The 17,092-nt window shown below is 72.2% G+C and carries 8 protein-coding genes; 3 read left to right on the forward strand and 5 right to left on the reverse strand.

Features of this window, described 5'->3' with window-relative positions; translation table 11 throughout:
• Positions 1 to 25: 25 nt before the first annotated feature.
• The 4 genes from IPQ09_04805 to IPQ09_04820 all read right to left on the reverse strand — a co-directional run bounded on the left by IPQ09_04805 (position 26) and on the right by IPQ09_04820 (position 10,666).
• Positions 26 to 2,215, reverse strand: a complete 2,190-nt coding sequence (locus tag IPQ09_04805; GenBank protein MBL0193539.1) for a hypothetical protein — start codon at positions 2,213 to 2,215, stop codon at positions 26 to 28.
• Positions 2,216 to 2,367: 152 nt separating this feature from the next.
• Complete coding sequence (locus IPQ09_04810; GenBank protein MBL0193540.1) at positions 2,368 to 8,007, reverse strand: hypothetical protein; 5,640 nt, start codon at positions 8,005 to 8,007, stop codon at positions 2,368 to 2,370.
• 163 nt (positions 8,008 to 8,170) lie between these two features.
• The gene (locus tag IPQ09_04815; GenBank protein MBL0193541.1) at positions 8,171 to 9,586 is read right to left on the reverse strand and encodes a serine/threonine protein kinase; all 1,416 of its coding nucleotides are present in this window, start codon (positions 9,584 to 9,586) and stop codon (positions 8,171 to 8,173) included.
• A 174-nt stretch (positions 9,587 to 9,760) separates the two neighbouring features.
• Entirely contained in the window at positions 9,761 to 10,666 is a 906-nt protein-coding gene (locus tag IPQ09_04820; protein MBL0193542.1) for a M23 family metallopeptidase, read from the reverse strand.
• Between the two features lie 10 nt (positions 10,667 to 10,676).
• Between IPQ09_04820 and IPQ09_04825 the strand changes: the two genes are divergently transcribed.
• Positions 10,677 to 11,414 (forward strand): hypothetical protein, encoded by a 738-nt coding sequence (locus tag IPQ09_04825; GenBank protein ID MBL0193543.1) that lies wholly within the window; start codon positions 10,677 to 10,679, stop codon positions 11,412 to 11,414.
• Between the two features lie 63 nt (positions 11,415 to 11,477).
• Here IPQ09_04825 and IPQ09_04830 read toward each other — a convergent pair whose 3' ends face one another.
• On the reverse strand, positions 11,478 to 12,536 hold the full coding sequence (locus tag IPQ09_04830) for a hypothetical protein (GenBank protein ID MBL0193544.1): 1,059 nt from the start codon (positions 12,534 to 12,536) through the stop codon (positions 11,478 to 11,480).
• 315 nt (positions 12,537 to 12,851) lie between these two features.
• Between IPQ09_04830 and IPQ09_04835 the strand changes: the two genes are divergently transcribed.
• Positions 12,852 to 15,206, forward strand: a complete 2,355-nt coding sequence (locus tag IPQ09_04835; protein MBL0193545.1) for a zinc-ribbon domain-containing protein — start codon at positions 12,852 to 12,854, stop codon at positions 15,204 to 15,206.
• Positions 15,203 to 17,053: a S49 family peptidase gene (locus tag IPQ09_04840; GenBank protein MBL0193546.1), complete on the forward strand. Its 1,851-nt coding sequence runs from the start codon at positions 15,203 to 15,205 to the stop codon at positions 17,051 to 17,053. Before IPQ09_04835 ends, IPQ09_04840 begins: the two co-directional genes overlap by 4 nt.
• Positions 17,054 to 17,092 lie beyond the last annotated feature (39 nt).

Consider the following 17,092-nt stretch of genomic DNA (forward strand, 5'->3'; position numbering starts at 1 on the left):
AACCGGGCTCTCCTTCGTGTCGCCCTCAGCGCGGGACGGGCGGCGTGGGCGGCGGCGGCGGCGGCGGCGGCGCCGGCGGCGGCGGCGGCGGGACGGCGGACACGACCTTCTCGGTCCACTGGCCGAGGTGGTTCGAGGTCTGCAAGTCCTGGAAGGGCAGGAAGAAGCCCGTGTAGCTGCCGTCCTTGCCCGCGAGCACCTCCGCGGGGTTCACCGCGAACATCCACAGGAGCTGCTGCCCCGTGCCCGTGCGCTTGCGGAGGCCAGGCTCACGCCGCGAGGCGACCGTATACCAGAAGAGCTTGCCCTTGCCTTGCTTCGTCTGGAAGGGCGAGGTCTTGGGGAGGGTGTCGGCGAGGGCCGTCGCGGCGCCGTCGGAGACGCCCGGCGAGCCCGCGTTCGCGAGGAGGATCGGCGACGCGCCCGTCGCGGGCTTGACGGCGTAGGTGCGCGCCGTCGAGTCGGCGTTCGCGTCGCAGTCGATCGCCGCGTGATCCCCGCCGGGGCACTCCGCCTGGGTGTACAGGAGGAACGAGGAGTCCGGCACGAAGCTCGGCGTGAAGCGGTTCGCGCCCGCGCTCGGCGGGACCACCGTCTCGGAGGGGAGCCAACCGCCGGCGCCGTCGGACTTGATGACCTCGATGCCGGTGTTCGCCGGCTCTTGCGAGGTGGTGGCCTCGTTGTCGACGCGCGTGACGGCGATGGTCTTGCCGTCTGGCGACCAGTCGGGGTGACTGGGCTTGTATGGAAGGTCGATGGACCCGTTCCTGAGGCCCGTGGAGCCGTCCATCAGGAAGAGCTTCCTGAAGCCCATGTCGGTGGGGATGTCGCTGCCGACGGGCAGCAGCGAGTCCGCCGTGAGCAGGAACGCGTCGCGTCCGACGTTGCCGCGGTCGCCGAACACCGCGACGATGCGGCTGCCGTCCGGGTTGAACGACGCGAACTGGACGCGGTTCTTCGCCGGCTCTCCGGTCGCCGCGCCGTCGCGCGTGAGCCACCCCGGCGAGCCGATGGGCTTCGCCAGATCGTTCACGAGGATCTGGCGGCCGTCCCAGCGCCCGCCGACCGACGCGATGAGCTTCTTGCCGTCGCGCGAGAGCGCGTGGCAGCCGACGCACTGGTCCTGCTGGAGGCCATTGCGGCCAGGCACGAGGAAGGGCTCGGGCGCGGAGGCCGTGCCGCCGAAGTCGAAGCGAAGCACCTCGCCGCTGCCGTTGCTCCCCGCCGGGTTCGTGGGCGGGATGACCTTCCAGTAGTAGAGCCCGCCCTCGACGTTCTCCTCGGCGAAGGAGACGTCGAACGATGCCGACTCGCCCACGCCCGTGCCGGTGTCGTCGGTCGCGCGAATCTTCAGCTTGGCGGTCTCGCCGCGGTTCGAGTCCGAGAGGTAGCGGTAGCCGGTCTCGTCGAGCTGGAACGCGCAGGCCGCGGTCTTCCAGGTGGCGTCCGCCGCGCCGCAGCGCGAGTGGTAGACGATCTCGACGCTGGGGCTGCGGAACGAGACCTCGAAGAGCGTGTTGGCAGGCGCTCCGGCGTTCCAGTGGACCTCGAGGCGCCGGAGGTTCGGGGGCAGCATCGTGCCGTTGTTCGGGTAGGCTAGCGTGGGGGCGCGCGCCGCATCCACCGGGCCGCCGAAGAGCGCGCCGGGGTTCGCAGGGAGCGTCGGCGTGGCGTTGGGCGACGTGATCGGCGGCACGTTGAGCTTCAGCGTGAGCGAGGTCGTGACCTCGCCCACGGTCCCGTCGTACGCCCGGGCGAGGGCCTGGACGGTGACCTTTCCGCCCCGCTGCGGCGGATCCGTCGGCAGGGTGGGGAGCCGGTTCGAGAACGTCGGGCTCCCGTCGAGCGGGAAGCCACCGACGAGGTAGTTGTCGGGGACGTAGAAGACGAATCGGCTCGTCAGATCTTGCTCGAGCGGGCTCTCCTTGACCTTGCCGAGCACCTTGAAGGTCTGCGTGACCTTTTGGCCCGGCGTGACGCTGAGGGTCGCGTTCGGCGGCTCGATGCGCACCGAGGTGAAGATGATGTCGCCGGTGACACCGCCCTCGACGCTGCCGTCGCTGGTGCCGATGGGGGGCGTCGTGGGGCCGGGCGGGGGGCCAGGAGGTGTCCCCGCGTCGTCGAACACGCTGTTTGGATCGGTGCTGTCGCACGCTGCGAAAGGGAGGAGCGCGGCAAGCAGGACGAAAGAGCCGAGGGCGTAGTTCACTCGCATTCGGTAATCTTACAGTCTCGGCGGGAGGCGCTCCAGGTGCATTCGCGTTGCGACGCGATCTTTGCGAGGTGCCCACACCTCATCTGCAGGCCCGCGGCGAGAAATACCCACCGGCCACGCTCTTCCTTGCACGGTCGCGGAAGCGGCCCGAATCAGCGCCGGGGCGGGCGCACGTCGTCGTCGTCGAGCATCTCCACGTCGTCGAAGTCGTCGGCGATGATCACCTCGTCTTCGGAGTCCACCGCGAGCGGCGAGCGTCCGATGGAGGTGGCGAGCTCGTGGTCCTCGACGTCGAGGATCTCGTCGTCGCCCACCATCTCGTCGGCCTTCTTGGACGTCACCAGGGCGTCCAGGTCGTCGAGGGGAGAGAGCGGGGGCGCTGCAAAGGCCGAGATCTGCGCGGGGGCCAGCGCCGGCGCGCTTCGGTCCACGAGGGGCTCCTCGCCATCGCGCGTGACCTCGTCGGCGAAGTCCACCCGGGCGGGCGCGCTGTCGGCGGGGGCGCCGAACCCAGGGCGGGGCGGCGAGGGCTTCGCGCTGCGCACGAGCGCGTCGAGCGCGATGTCGCCGTCGAGCGTATCCGGTGCGGACGCCGGGGCAGGAGTCGACGGCTGGGCGTCGCTGCGGCTCGTCAGGCTCGCGGCCATGGCGGGGCTGAGGATCGCGGTGCGATCCGCCATGTCCTCGGACGACTCGCCAAAGGCGGGCGCGGGCATCGACCAGCCCACGTCCGGCAAGGCGTCGGGTGCGTCGCCGAGCGCGTCCAACGCCGGGATCGGCGGAGGTGCGCTCGGGAGCGCGGGTGGCGCGCTGGGGCTCCGCGTCGCCGAGGCAGGCCCCGGCGGTGGCGCTGGCGGCGTCGCGGGCCCGGCGTCGAGGGCCTCGAGGTCGGTCGGCGGTACGATCGTCGCGGGCGCTTCAGGCGCGGCGGCTACCGGCGCCGCGGCGCTGGGCTGAGGGAGGCGAGGACCGCTCGCCCGCGCAGGTCGCGGTCGCTCAGGCACCTTCGGGGCCAGGGGCGGCGCCGCGGGCCCGAGGCCGGCGGTCGTCGCTCCAAGCGCGGCGAGCTTGGCAGGCGCGGCCGCGCCAGCCGGGCGGGGGCCACGGGGCGCGAACGCCGCGGTGCTCGTGGCCGGCGAGGCCAAGGAGGGCGCCGGCGACGAGGCCGAGGAGGCCGCCGACGACGTGGACGCCGACGTGAGTCGCGGGCGCGGCTCGGGCGGTGGCGGGAGACGGGGCGGCGCGTAGGCTGACGCGGCGTCACCGTCGGCCACCTTAAGCTTGCCGGACTTGGCACGCTCGAGACCACCGGTGGCCTCCTCGTCGCCTGCCTTCATGCGCAGTACGCGGCGCCATGCGTCGGCCGCTTCGCGCGCGTCGGCGAGCTGCTCCTCCCACATGCGAGCGACCTTGCGCGCGAGCTCGGCGCGGACGTTCATGTCCTTACCGCGGAGGATCTGGTCCTCGTAGAGCTGCACGAGGCCCCGATAATCGCCGAGCTCCATGAGGAGCGCGGCGAGGTCGTCGAGGACCTCCTGATCACTCGGCGACAGATCGTGGAGCCGCTTCATGTCGACGGCGGCGAGCGCCGGTTCGGCGAGGAGCTCTCGACGAATCTTCGCGCGCCGCGCGAGCAGCTGCCGCACGAGCGGTCCGTCGAAGACCTCGGAGAGGGCGTGGGTGAGGCCACCCTCCGCGCGCCGTGGATCGCCGATCTCGACGCCGAGGGCCTCGAGGAAGTCGAGCGTCTCCACGTCGACGTGGGCCACGAGGCTCTCTCCGAGCCAGGTGAACGCCTGATCGAGGTCGTGGAGGTCCGCGTGGGCGATGCGCGCGGCCCGACGGAGCAGGGCCCCTCGGGTGCGCCCGCCGTCTCGCGCGCCATGGCCCCCGGTGGCCATGGCCTGCGAGAGCGCTCGCCTCAGGCGATCGCCGCCCGCGGCCCGGTCTCCCTCGGCCGCGCTGCCTTCGACGAGCTCGAGGGTCTCGTCGGTCGGGCTGCCTGCCAAGGCCAGCTCGAGGAACGCGCGCGCGCGCTCGGCCTGGCCGCGCGCCGCCGCCACCTGCGCCACCCGTGCGAGCGCCCGCACGCGATCGGTCGGGGCCTTCGCCCGCGACACCTGGCGTTCGTAGAGGTCGACGATGTCGGACGGCTTGGCCGCGAACGCCGCGAGGCGCTCGAGGAGAGGCTCCGCGTCGGCGGGGGCGATGCCGGAGAGGCCGCCCTCGCCGTGCGCGATGGCCTCCGCGCGACCCATCCCCGCCTCGACGCGCACCTCGCCCTGGCGCACGAGCTCGTGTGCTCGGTCGGCCCCGCTCACCTCGCGCGCGAGCAGGTCGTGCGCGACGCCGAGCGCGTCGTGATCGCCGGTCTTGACGGCGAGACGCTCGAGGCGGCTGGCGAGCTCGAGGTCTGCGCCCTTCGAGCGCAGCAGCTCGATGGCGACCGACACCGCGTCTTGGTCGCGGCCTACCTCGGCGAAGCGCTCGAACGCCCCGTGGAGCGCCGCGGTGCGGTCGCTCCCGTGCCGAGAATCGAACCACCACTCTTTGAGCTTGGTGGCGACGATGCCCTTCCAGCCCAGGCGGTCACCCAGCTCGATGTACGCCTCGCGCACCTGCGCGTCGCCCTGATCGGCGAGGTCGGTGAGGGCGGCGAGCGCCTCGTCCCCGCGGTCGAGCTTGTCGGCGAGCATCTCGGCGAGCTTCATCGTGAGCGCGCTGACCTCGCTCTCGTCGGCCTCGACCTCGATGCGCTCGACCATGAGCTCGGCGACGCGGCCCCATTGCTCCGTGATTTCGCAGAGCTCGCTCAGGCGCGTGAGCGCGTCGAAATCCTCGGGGTCGGCCTTGCGGACGAGGTCGAGGGCGCGGATCGCGCTGCGCGGGTCGTCGAGTTGCTCGTACAGCCGGGCCAGGCGCGCGGCGATTTGACCGCGCTCGAAGACGTCGGCGACGAGCTTGAGCTCGCGCTCGAGGGCGTCCGCGGCCAGGTCGAGGCTGCCGCGATCTTCCTGGATCGTGGCGATGGCCTGGAGGGCGGGCCGGCACGTCGAGTCGAGGTCCGCGAGGATGCCCTCGTAGCGGGAGATCGCCGTGTCGAGATCGCCGACGCCTTCGGCGAGCAGCCCCGCCTCGCGGAGGGCAACGCGAGCGCGCTCGGCCTTGTCGACCGTGTTCGCTCCGAGGCGGCGCAGCAACGTGGCGGCCTCGGTGTGATCGAGGCGATCGATCGCGTCGTCGATGAGGCGCTCGAGGGCCTCCTTGTCGTCGCCGTCCTCGAGGACCCTCAGCCACAGCTCGCGGCCGAGCTCACGGTCTTCGAGCCTCGAGACCGCGAGGGTCGCCGCCTCGCGCCGCAGCGCGACGCGCTTGGCGCGGTCGTTCAGGCGCTCGCCCCGTCGCGCGAGGAAGCTCACGAGCCGGTCGATTTGGTCGTTCTGGTTGTAGCGAGCGACGATCGACGTGGCGTAGTCGTCGTTCAGAGGGTCGAGGTTGTTCGCCTCCTCGAGGCGCTCGAGGGCGCCCTCTTCGTCGCCTACCTTGCCGAGGTACTCGGCCGCCCGCGCGTGGTACTGCGCCTGCAGCTTGACGTCGCCCGTGAGGAGCCCGCGCTGGTGCGCGGCGTTCGCCGCCTTCTCCCACGACTCGATCGCCGTGTAGAGGCGCTCGGCCTCCTCCCAGAGCTTGCCGCTGCGCAGCGAGTCGGCCGCCTCGGCGAAGGAGTCACCGGCGGCGGTGGTGTCGCCGAGCTGCTCGTAGAACTCCGCGAGGCGCTGGAGCAGGTTGCCCTTGGCGATCGGGTCCTCGAGGTACGGCGCGCTCTCGGCGAGCGTGCGGGCCGCGAGATCGATGCGCTCGGCCTTCTCGAAGAGCTTCGCGGCCGTCTGGATGGCGTGCTCGTCGTCGGGCGTGAGCTGCACGATGCGGCCCCAGGCCTCGCCGGCGCCCACGAGGTCTTTGCGCTTCTCTTCCTGGAGCTTCGCGAGCTTTCGCTCGAGGCCGATCTTGGTCTCGACGTCGCTCTCGATGTTTGCTTCCTGCTCGATGAGGGTGGCGAGGTCGTCCCAGCGCTGCCCCTTCTCGAGGAGGCGCATGAGCGCGCTACGCGCACTTTCATCTGACCTATCGACCGCGAGGAGCTGGCGCCAGGCGTTCACCGCGCCATCGATGTCGCGAAGGTTGCCCTCGCAGAGCCCGGCGACCTCGCGCAGGCGCTCCTTGCGCGAGTCGCGATCGATGCCCGGCGCGCGAATGCTGAGGAGCAGCACGTCGCGGAGCTGGGTGTAGTCGCGCTTCAGACGCAGGTAGTCCTCGACCCAAGCGAGCGCCTCGGGGTGGGCGGGATCGTGCTCGAGCACCTCGCGGTACTTCACGAGGGCTTCGGGCTTCTTGTTCTTCCGCGCGAGCATCTGGGCGGAGTCGAGCAGGCCCTGGAGCTTGTCGGCGGAGAGCGGCCCCGGGCGGCGCGGGGGCTGTACGTCCTCTTCGGAGGCCGCGGCGGGCGGCACGACGGGCAGCGCGTCGCGCGACGAGCGTCGCGCGGGCGTCGCCTTGACGGGCTGCGGGGAGGGCTGCGCGGCGGGGACGGGCGCGGGACGCGACGAGGCCGGCGGGGGATCGAGGGGCCCGCTCTGGGCGGCGAGCTCGAGCCGCGGGCGAGCTGCGGCCTTCTCGGCCTTCGCCGGCGTCTCGGGCTTGGCCTCGAGCGCGTCGAGCGCGTCGAAGCCGCCGTCGCGTCCCTCGCGGGCGTCCGCGGCGATCGCGCCCTGAGCGTCGGGCGCCATCGCGCCGTTGGGGTTCGCGTCGAGGTACGCCCGGTAGCGCTTGACGAGGGCCTCACGGTTCTCCTCACCGGGACCGAAATGAGCGAAGAGCTGCATCGCGCGGTCGTGTCCCGCGTCGATGTCGAGCGCGGACGCCGTGTAGGCGAGTGACGGCTCGCCCGCGTACGCCTCGGCGAGGCTCACGAGCATGTCGACCGCGTAGTTGCGCTCGTCCGCGGAGACCGCCTCGCCCCCCTGAACTCGGTCGCACACGGAGAGCGCGTACTCGTGCTGCAGGGCGGGGTCCTCGGGGTCGATCTCACGGGCCGCCGCGAGGGCCGCGGTGGCGCCGGGAAGATCGCCGCCAAGCTTCCGCGTGGCCGCCTCGTCGCGGAGCAGGCCGACGCGGCGGGCGGGGTCTTGCTCGATGTCGAGCTCGGCCTGGTACAGCGGGTACGCGTCGGCGTATTGCCCCTGCTGCTTGAGCAGCTCGCGAGCGCTGTAAATCGCGTACGCGCTGCGCGGGTCGAGCTCCACTGCGCGGCGGAACGCCTCGAGGGCCTTCTTCGGCTGCGAAAGCGGCGCTTCCGCCCAGAGACGGCCCATCTCCTCGTACATTCCGGCCATTTCGTCGCGCAGCTCGGGCTGCTGCGCCACGAGCGGAGCGAGCGCTTTCGCGCGGCGGTCGAGCAAGGCGACGAGCGCCTTGGTGTCGCCCTTCTCCCGGTACAGCGCCCCGAGGCGCTCTGCGGCGACCTGCTGCGTGGGGTCTTTGTCGACCGCCATCATCAGGAGGCGCGCGGCCCGGTGAACGTCGTTCAGCGTCGTCGACCACACGTTCGCGGCTTCGCTGAGCCAATGGCTCGCGTACGCCGGATCGCGGGTGTCGGAGCCTACGCGCTCAAGGAGCTGGGCGTACGATTTGGGGTCAGCTTCGCCCTCACGATGCGCATAAGCCAAGGCTTCTTCGTCGTGAGGGTCCGCCACGAGACGCTCGACGAGGCCGTCGATTTCGGACCGATCCATGGGGGCCGGGACGCTACACGTATCTGGCGCGTCAAGCAACGCTCTGAAGCGTCGCTTTGAAACGTCGCCGTGTCGAGCTATCGCGCACGCCAGGGTTCGTCGCGCGTTCGTCGCGGTTCGTCGCGCGCGGCGCCTCGAATGCGCGCGCGCGCGCCGTCGCGTATCAGGGCTCGAGCGTGCCGTAGCGCGGAGGTGGCGCTGAGGGAGAGGGCGCGGCCGAGGGCTTCGCGCTCGGAGCCGTGCCCGACACGAAGGGCTTTTTGACGCCCGAGGTGGCCGGCGTTGGGGTCGTCGGGGCTCCGGTCGGGGGCGCGGGCGGGGGAGTGACGACGGGAACCTTCGCCCCGGACGGCACGATCGGGAGCGCATCGACGGAAATGGTCGGGGTGTCGTTGGGCGTGTCGCGCACCGCGCTCGCTGGGGCGCTCGGTGCGGTGGTCGTGGCCGCCGGCGGGAGCGGCGACCGTCCGCCCGGCTGGCTGCGGGCGATGAGGAACGCCAGCAGCCCGATACCGATGACCCCGAGCCCCATCATGATGAACCAGATGGAGCCCCGATCGGGCGCGGGCGCGGCCGGCGGCGGCGGCAGCGACATCGCCGCCGGCGGGGGCCGCATGGAGTCGGGGATGGCGATGCCAGCCGCGTTCGTGACCATGGCGCGGACGCCGCTCGTGCCGGCGAGCGCCGCTTCCACCGCGGCCAAGAGCTCGCTCGCCATGACCTCCGCGCTCCCGGGGCGGTCTGCGGGGTCCTTCGCGAGGGTGCGCATGACCGCCTGCTCGATCTCGGGCGGGATGGTCGCCTCGGGGCAGGCCTCTTTGAAGGGCTTGGGCGGGGTCTTGATATGCCGCGCCATCACGACGATGGCGTCGTCGTCCGTGAAGGGCGGCCGCCCGGTGAGCATTTGGTAGAGGATCACCCCGAGCGAGTAGAGGTCGCTGCGCGCGTCGAGCGGCTTGCCCTGGGCCTGCTCGGGCGACATGTAGCGAGGCGTGCCGAACACGGTGCCGGCCTGCGTCTCGACGACGTTCATGGGGCCGTCGCCGTCGCGCAGCATCTTCGCGATGCCAAAGTCAACAACCTTGACGATCTCCTCGTGCCGGGTCGTGCGGAGGGAGTCGTCGCCCACGAGGGCGCCAGAGAGGACCCTCGCAAAGAAGAGGTTGTCGGGCTTGAGATCGCGGTGGACGATGCCCTTCGCGTGGGCCTCGCCGAGCGAGCGTAGCGCCTGCCTCGCCGCGTCGATCGCCACGTCCGGCGCCAGCCGGCCCACGCGCGAGAGGCGCTGGCCGAGCGACTCGCCCTCGAGCAGCTCCATCGCGAGATAGAGCTCGCCGGTCTTGCTCTGGCCGAAGTCGAAGACGGTGACGGTGTTCGGCGAGGCGAGGAGGCTGTTCGCGCGCGCTTCGCGGAGGAAACGCGCCTTCGAGCTCTCGTCGAGGGCGCGATCGCTGCGCAAGATTTTGATGGCGACCTCGCGGCCCATCGTGTGCTGCTTCGCGCGGTACACCGTGCCCATCGAGCCCGCGCCGAGCTTCGACATGATGGTGTAGCGCCCTTCGAGGCTGCGCCCGATCATCGGATCGTCTTCGTCGACCACCACGGACGCGCCACCGCCATCGTCCCTGGCTCCTTCGGGGAGCCCGGAGCGGGAACCAGCGCCGTTCCGTAGTGCGGTCTGCTGAGACACCTTTCGCTCCAGTCTCGCGCGCCTCTGCTTGCCGCGCAAGCTCCGCGTGTGGAACGGCGGAGGTTACCGCAGTGGCAGGACATTGCGCGGATCACAGACGACGCTCACGCTCTCGCCGAGGAGACCTCCGCCGCTGGGCACCCGCGTGAGGTCGACTCCATCGCGGATCCGCCGGACCTCGAGGTGGAGATGCACGAGCTCGGGCGAGCCGGTGTCGCCCACCCCGCCGATCACGGCGCCCTCCGGGAGCCGTAGGCCGGTGGAGATCCCCGGCGCGATCGACTCGAGGTGCCCGAAGAGTACGATGTACTCCCGAAGCCGCCCGGCCTCGTGCACCCCGTGGCGTGTGACCACGGTGGTGCCGAAGAGCTTCCCGGCGAACAGCACCTCGGCGTCGCCCTGCTGGTGCTCGAGCGCCACGAGCTTGACGGGCGTGCCCCTCGCCTGAGGCAGGTCGAGCCCGCCGTGGCCGACATGCCGCAGTGTGCGCCCGCGGCGCTGGAGGGCGTCGGGGCGATCGAGGTCGTAGCCGCTCACCACGTACTTCCCGCCCGGAAGGCCGGGGGGGATGGGGTAGCGGTAGGCCTCGTATGCGGCGGGACGCTCGCTCAGCCGGGGAATCTGCTCGTAAACGGCCCAGGCCCCCGAGCGCTCGCGGTGCGCGTTGGCGGTGGCCTGCTTCGCGGCTCCCTCTCCGGGATCGCCCGTTGGCAGATGGACGCACACGTCGTTGTCGGGGAGCGTCCCGGGCGGGCAAGCGGCCGCCGGAGGCCGCGGCGCGAGGGCTCCGGCGCTCGGTAGGCGCGGCGTCGGAGCGCGCGCGGGGAGCGCCGCGCCGTGGCCGCCAAGCAGGAGCAAGAGCGCTCCGGCTGTGAACGCGAGCCAGCCGCGGGCCCCAGGCCGGCCCGCCGGGCGTGGGCCGGCCGTGGGCGCAGGCTTCGTGGGGGGCGGAGGGGACGGAAGCGGCATGGGCTCGGCGATGCAGGCGGCGGGGACGCGGTCGACCCACGACAGTTTGGCAAAAGGCGCTATAGCGGTCGCCATGAAAACGAAACTCGAGGAGCTGTTCTCCGCCGAACGCGCTGTCCGCCGGCTTCATGCCGAGCTGTCGAGCGAGCCGAACAAGCCGCTCTTGGCGGCGGTGACCGCCGCGACGCGGGCCGCCCTCGCCGAGGGTGACACCGACGAGGCGGCGCTCCGCCTCGTGCGGCTCGCCGCGCTGCTCGGGGAGCTCGAGGGCCCGGACGCCGTCGATCTTCTCATCGACGTGCTCGGCGGGGAGAGCCCGGAGGCCCGGGCGGTCGCGGGCGAAGAGCTGGAGAACGTGGCCTTCGAGCGCTTCAAGGAGGTGGCGCTCGGCATCGAGCGTGCGCTCGCGCGCCTCCCGGGCGACAGCGCCGCGCTCACCGAGCTCCCGTACCTCCTCGCCGAGGTCGGCGAGCCCGGGTGCTTGAAGCTGCTCGGTCGCTTCCTCTCGCACAAGTCGCCGGAGCCAGTCGCCGCCGCGATCGAGGCGCTCGCGGAGCTCGGTGATCCCGCCGCCGCGGCCCTGCTCGCGCCGCTCGAACGCGACGCGCGGCAGGTCGAAGTCGACGACGAAGCGGGCGGCCTCCTCGTGACCATCGGCGAGCTCGCCCACGAAGCCCGCGAGCTGCTCGGCGAGGTCGAGGAGACCGTCGCCCCGCCGAAAGCTGGGAAATCGAAGAAGAAGTCGTAGCGGTCTCGGCCGACTCGACGCGCGCTGCCGGCCTGAGGGCGAAGGCGCGCGTCGCCGGTGCCTTTACCGGCAGAAGCCGTCGATGCAGAGCAGCGGGCTGTTGCAGCTCTTGCCTTGCGCGGGGTCACACTCTGAGCCGAGGTTGGAGTCGGATCCGCACACCGAGTACTTGCCCGTGGGCGTGGTCACCTGCTTGCACACGTTGAAGGTGTCGCTCGCCCGGCACGCGCTCGTGGCGTCGCTGTCGCACGCGATGTAGCAGCTGTGGCGCAGGCAGATGCTCCCCACGGCGCACGCGTCGCGCTCGCCTTCCTTCGCGCAGGTGAAGACCGGTCGCTGATCGGGGATGCAGCCCCCGTCGATGCAAATGAGCCCGGACGGGCAGGTGTTCCCGGTGCCGCACGGCGTCACGCAGCGCTCCTGGACGCACGTGGTGCCGGCCGCACATTGGTTGCCGCCCTCGGTGCACGGAGCGGGGTTCTGCGTGCAGACGCCTTTCGCCACATCGCACCCGAAGCCCGTGGGGCACGGCTTGCTGGCGGAGCAGGAGGGGGTGCACACGCCCTGAACGCACTGGTTGCCGCCCGCGCACTGGGTGGCGTCGGAGCACTGGTCGACCGGGGCGGTGCAGGTGCCGGAGAGGCACTTGGCCCCCGCCGTGGAAGCGCAGTCCGCGTCCTTGTAGCAGCCCGGTCCGACGCCTCCGTCGTTCTTGGGGGGGGTGGAGGACGAGCACTCGGGTACGCCGTTGGCGAGCCGGCAGACCTGGTTTGACGGGCAACCCCAGTCGGCGCAGTTTCCAGCGTGGCACCGGCTGTCCGACCCGCACACTTCGCCCGGACGGCAGTCGGCGGTGCTCGCGCAGGAAGTGCCAGGCTTGGGTGGCGTGGTGGCCGCCCCGGAGACGCACCGGCTGTTCGAGTCGCACCGGTAGCCCGAAGGACAGGCGCTCGAGCTCGAGCACTGCCAGTCCACGCACCGCTCGTCCAGGTAGCCGTCCGGGCAGAGGTAGCAGCCCTCGGAGTCGCACACGCGCGTGTTGCGCGCGTCGGGGAAGATGGGGCAGCCCGCCAGGATCGCCGTGAAGGCGCCGAAGATACCGATCGTGAGAGCTCGCTTCATGGCTATTCCTGGGTGCGTGTACGCGGGTCGGGCCGGCCGGGCAGGGATGCACCCCGAGGATAGCAATGGGCGTGCCGACGAGAACCCTCTATTCGGACCGACGAACGGGCCGGCCGTCCGCCCACCGTGGACGGCGGTTCACGGCCGCTGTGGACGAGCCGTCATGATGCGTGGGCGACGAGCCCACCATCGGGCGGGGAGTGTTCGGCGTGAGGCCCGCTCGGGCCGCCGCGGCGGAATTTGCGGAGGCGGTGAGCGGACGAGCATGGTAGCGTTCCCCGCGCCGGGGGTCGTCTCGGCAGTGCGATCCTGCCCATGCATGTCCAGTGCGAGAGCTGCGGCACCGAGTACGAGTTCGACGACGCGCTCGTGAGCGGCCGTGGGACCACCGTCAAATGCTCTACGTGCGGATTCCAGTTCAAGGTGCGCAGGGCCGGCGCGAACGCGAACGGGGCGTCGGACCAGTGGACCGTGACGTCGGCCGACGGCGCCGTGTTCGTGTACGGGTCGTTGCGCGAGCTGCAGCGCGCGATCCTCACCGGAGAGGTGGTCGCCAGCGACCTGCTCGAGCGCGGCGGCGTGGCCCCGCGCCCCATCGGGCAAATTGCCGAGCTTATTCCGTTTTTTGACGGCACGAGGCTCGCTCCCTCCGATCGAGCGGCGCCCGAGACGCCCAACAGGCCTCGCGCAGGTGACGACCCGCCCACGATCCGCACGGGGTCCGGTCGTCCGGCGGCCGCCGCGGTCTCCGGTGGTCCGCTTCCGGCCTACAGGCTCGATCCGGATCGCACGGCCGCCACGCCGGCGCGTCTCCTCGAGGAGCACCTGGCCGCGAGCCGCACGCCGCTCCCGGGGCCTCTCCCGACCGCGCCCGGCGAGCCCCTCAGCGCGCAGCCCGTCTCGGGCGCCGGCCCCGCGCCGTCCACGCTCGACCCCATGCGGCCGCGGGTGCAGACCGAGATAAGCTTCCCAGCCCCTCCTCAGCGGGCGCTCGACGACCTCGGCGGCGACGACGATCCCACGCGGGTCGCGGACTCCTTCTCCGTGGAGTCGGCGCTGGCGGAGGCTGCACAGGCGCGCGCCGCCGCGGAGGTGCCTCAGGTCCCGGCGCCGCAGAATCAGGCGCCGCCGATCGCGTACGTCGAGGCCCCGCGCGCGGAAGCGCACCCGTCGGCGGAGCCCACCGGGAACGTCCGCGTGACGGCGAAGCTCGACCCTGCCCTCGACGAGAGGCTCCCCGAGGTGTCGTCCCCGCTGCCGCCGCCCGCGCGGCAGCAGCGCTGGGAGGTCGAGGCGGACGTCGACTCCGCCGTGCCGCGAGGTGTCGCGCCTCGGCGCTCGGTCGGCGGCGTCGTGGTCGCGGTGGTGGTCGCGCTGGCCGTTGGAGGCATGGGCGCCTACTACGTCCGCGAGCGCGGCGAGAAGCCCGCCGCAGCGCTCGATGCGAAGGCCGAGGCGTTCCTCGCGGCGGGCGAGAAGTCGCTCGTGGACGGCGACTTGGAGCGGGCGAAGGAGAACTTCGACAAGGCGAGCGTGCTCGCGGAGAAGAGCCCACGGCTGCTCCTCGACAGCGCGCGGCTCGCGACGGCTCGCGCCGACCTGTCGTGGATCCGCCAGCAGATCCTCGAGCCCGGCGGTGAGCGCGACGCGGCGAAGGCGAAGACGCTCGAGCTCGCCGCGCTCGCGTTGCCCGCGGCGGAAGCTGCGGTCGCGGCTGCGCCCGACGACTCCGCCGCCATTCGCCTCAAGATCGACGCGCTCCGCGCGGGCGGCCAAAGCGACAAGGCCCGCGCGCTCGTCCCGAAGGTCGTCTCTCAGGGCAACCAGGCGGAGTCGGCCTACGTGCTCGCCACACTGGACATGACCACGCCCGATCCGGTGTGGAGCACCGTGCTCCAGCGCCTGCGCTCTGCCGCGACCGGCGAGGGGGCCGCGGGCCGCGCCCGCTCCGCGCTGGTCGTCGCCCTCGTCCGCGCGGGCGATCGTGAGGGCGCCAAGGGCGAGGTCACCCGGCTCGAGACCGCGCACGCTAGGCATCCGCTCGTCCCGCCGCTCCGCGCGTACGTCGAGCGCGCGGTGTCGACGCCGTCCCCGGCCTCCGTGGGCGACGCGGGTGTGGTCGACGTGAGCGCGCTGAAGGCGCTCTCCGGCGGCGCCCCGACAGATCCGCGCGTGCTCGTGTCGCAGGCGGAGACCGCGCGCGGGAAGGGCAAGCTGGCCGTCGCGAGGCGCCTTTACGAGCTCGCGCTCCAGAAGAATCCCCAGGACTCGGAGGCGCTCACGGGGCTCGCGCACGTGGCGCACGCGGAGCACGACATCGCCGGCGCGCGGTCGGCGTACCGTCGGGCGCTCGCCGTCAACCCGAGCTACGTGCCAGCCCTCGTCGGCCTGGCCGATCTCGACTGGGAGTCCGGAGATCGGGCCTCGGCCCAAAAAAAGTATCGTGAGCTCGTCGAGCGGTTCCCCGAGAGCGCGTATCCCGCGCGGGTGAGGCAGCGGGCCGAAGGGGGCGCGCCCACCGCGCCGACCGCGCCGACGACCGAGCCGACGTCCGCCCCGTCCGCCCCGTCCGCCCCGTCCGCCGCGCCCACCGAGGCGCCGCCCGCGCCTAGCGCACCGCCATCCCCGGCTCCGCCCGCGCCCCCGCCTGCTCCCGAGGACCGACCGTGAGCCGCGCGCGGCGCGGGCTCGCCGCCCCCTTGGGAGTCGCCGTGATGTTCGCGCTCGGCGGCGGGAGCGCGGGGTGCGAGGGGCGACCGCGCTCGGTCACGGAGCCGTCCGCGGCGCCGGCCAAGACCTCGGGACCCTACGTGGCGACCCTCGACGTCTCGGCCGGGCTCCCGGAGGCCGAGGACGCCGGTTATCTGGGGCTGACACCGCCAAAGCATCGAACTTTCTGGGATTTTTTGTCCGTCGTCGACGCGATTCGGAAGGACAAGCGGGTCAAGGGCGTGTTCGTGCGGTTCGGGAGCGCGAACCTAGGTGCGGCGCGCGCCGAAGAAATGGGCGACGCGCTGTTCGAGCTCCGCCGCGGGGGGACCCCCATCCACTGCCACGCCGAGGCCCTCAGCAACACGACGATGATGGCCGCCGCGCAGGCGTGCACGAAGATCACCATCTCGCCCGCCGGCGACGTCGACACGATCGGCCTCGCGGCCCAGGTGATCTACCTCCGGCGACTCCTGGTCGACGAGCTTCGGCTCTCGGTCGACATCCTCCAGGTCGGCAAGTTCAAGGGCGCCGAAGAGCCCCTCACGCGAGACGGACCGAGCGACGAGGCGCGAGCCTCGCTCGAGGGTGTGCTCACCGACCTCCGCGCGACCTGGCGCGACACCACGCGCGCCGGGCGCGCCGGGCGGGCGGGGCGCGAAGGCGCGAAGGTCGAAGACGCCATCGAGGACGGCCCCTTCTCGCCGAAGGCCGCGGTCGCGCGGGGCCTCGTTGACGCCGTCGGGTACGACGACGACGCCCTGAAGGACCTCGAGAAGGTGGCCGGCGCCGGGCGCCACAAGGCGCGCTTCGGCCCGGGCGGCGGTTCGGAGGAGGACGAAACGCTCGGCGAGCTCGTTCGAGCGCTCGCGGGCGACGGCGCCGCCTCGGGCCCGGTGGCGCTCGTGCGGGCGGTGGGCAGCATCTCGATGGGCGGAGGCGGCGGGCCCTTCGGCGGTCGCGGCGGTATCACGGAGCGCGAGCTCTCGAAGCAGCTCGCGACCGTGGAGAAGGACGACGACATCAAGGCGCTGGTGCTTCGAATCGACTCGCCCGGCGGCAGCGCGCTCGCGAGCGACATGCTGTGGCACGACCTCATGCGTATCCGCGCGAAGAAGCCCATCGTGGTGAGCGTGGGCGACATGGCGGCGAGCGGTGGGTACTATCTCGCGTCGACGGGGAACGTGATCCTCGGCGATCCCATGAGCATCGTCGGCTCGATCGGAGTCGTCGGTGGGAAGGTCGGAGTGGGCGCGGCGGTCGAGCGCTTCGGCGTGCGCGCGGTCACGTTCCCCGCCGCGAAGGAGAAGCCTGGGGCAGGGGCGCGCGCGGCGTATTTGTCGTTCTTCAGCACGTGGGACGACGCGACGAAGGTGCGCGTGCTCGAGTCGATGACCGCGGTCTACGATCTCTTCCTCGCGCGGGTCGCCGAGGGGCGAGGGACGACACCCGACAAGATCGCTCCGCACGCGGAAGGCCGAATTTTCTCGGGGCGCGAGGGCAAGAGGCTCGGGCTCGTCGACGAGCTCGGCGGGCTCCGCGCCGCGGTCGTCAAGGCGCGCCAGCTCGCCAAGCTGCCGGACGACGCGCGGGTCAGCGTCGTCGGGGGCCGCCCCACCTTCCTCGACAGCCTCGAGCCGGGCGGCGCCGAGGAGAGCGCCGCCGTTCGTCGAGCGGCCGGGCTCGATCCGCTGACGCTTTTCGGGCGCGTCGCGCCGGAGGCCACTCCGTTCGTCACGAGCCTGCTCCCGCTCGCCGAGCGCGAGCGCGTGTTGGTGGCGACACCGTTCGCTCTTTGGATACGCTAGCGTGCCTCGGCGTATCGGTGTGCGCGAGGCGAGGCGAGG

The organism is Myxococcales bacterium (assembly GCA_016720545.1).
GTDB lineage: Bacteria > Myxococcota_A > Polyangia > Polyangiales > Polyangiaceae > JAAFHV01.